This is a genomic window from Streptomyces sp. NRRL WC-3549, assembly GCF_000721935.1.
In the GTDB taxonomy this organism is placed as follows: Bacteria; Actinomycetota; Actinomycetes; order Streptomycetales; family Streptomycetaceae; genus Streptomyces.
The window spans coordinates 78,309-78,618 of record NZ_KL585403.1 but is presented as its reverse complement, the minus strand read 5'-3'; the positions used below and the strand labels follow the sequence as shown (position 1 = coordinate 78,618).

The 310-nt window shown below is 77.4% G+C and carries 1 pseudogene; it reads right to left on the bottom strand.

From position 1 onward, the window contains the following. Positions 1–310, bottom strand: a pseudogene (locus IH13_RS37765) (glycine/betaine ABC transporter permease); the annotation flags it as partial.

Genomic DNA, 310 nt, shown 5'->3' with positions numbered 1-310 from the left:
GGCGACGGCGGCCGCGATGCCCGCGGCGAGTGCCCAGCCGCGCGGCCCGCGCAGGGCGGCGGGCCCGGTGGGCTCGGTGCCGGCCTTCCGCCCGGCGGCCTCGGTGGTGCGGTCCAGGACCACGGCCAGCAGCACGATCGGGACGCCGGCGGCCAGCGCGGCGCCGACGTCGACGGAGGACAGCGCCTGGTAGACGCGGTCACCGAGGCCGCCCGCGCCGATGACGGACGCGATGACGGCCATGGACAGCGCCATCATGATGGTCTGGTTGAGGCCGAGCAGGAGTTCCTTGCGGGCCAGCGGCAGGCGG